The following is a 750-nucleotide window of genomic DNA, read 5'->3' as shown; positions in this document are numbered from 1 at the left end:
TTTCAAGACTTTAGTCTGCTGGCCGCGCAGCGGCCAGCTTTAAACCACCCGCTACGCGGGTGGAGGCAAACGGCTTTACAAAGCCACCCCTCCGACCGATATTGACGATTGTTCAGGCCGTCAAGAATTCGAGTCGAAGGGGTGGTCGCCATGGCCCAGAAGGCCTACAGCCTTTCCCACACGAAGTGGATGTGCAAGTACCACATCGTGTTCACGCCGAAGTATAGGCGCAAAGTGATCTACAACCAAATCAGGAGCGACATAGGGGAGATCCTCAGGAAGCTGTGCGAGTACAAGGGGATCGAGATAATCGAGGGGCACCTGATGCCCGACCACGTGCACGTGCTGCTGGCGATCCCGCCGAAGTACAGCGTCGCGAGCGTCATGGGCTACCTGAAGGGGAAGAGCTCGCTGATGATATTCGACAGGCACGCCAACCTCAAGTACAAGTTCGGCAACAGGAAGTTCTGGGCGGAGGGCTACTACGTGTCCACCGTCGGCCTGAACGAGGCGACGATCGCCAAGTACATCAGGGAGCAGGAGTCCCACGATATCGCGCTGGACAAGCTGAGCGTGAAGGAGTACGAGGACCCCTTCAAGAGGGGGTGATGCCGCCGGTTCGACCGGCGCGCCACGGGTCAAGATGCACTAGGCCTGGACGAAGTCCGGGCCCGCGCCTTTAGACGCGAGCCCGGGGCCCGTGGGTTATACCCTAAGAGCAAACCACCCTTTTTAAGGGTGGTTCTGATT

Annotated in this window: 1 protein-coding gene; it reads left to right on the top strand. The window is 58.7% G+C overall.

The features are described 5' to 3' along the window. Positions 1–150: 150 nt before the first annotated feature. A complete protein-coding gene (tnpA, locus tag DWY05_RS09855; protein WP_055287554.1) occupies positions 151–609 on the top strand; it encodes an IS200/IS605 family transposase in 459 nt (152 codons plus the stop codon). The last annotated feature ends 141 nt before the right edge of the window (positions 610–750 follow it).

This window comes from Collinsella sp. AF23-4AC, assembly GCF_003462685.1.
Classification (GTDB): domain Bacteria; phylum Actinomycetota; class Coriobacteriia; order Coriobacteriales; family Coriobacteriaceae; genus Collinsella.
Note: the sequence above shows the minus strand (reverse complement) of the source record. Positions and strands in the feature narration are given on the sequence as shown.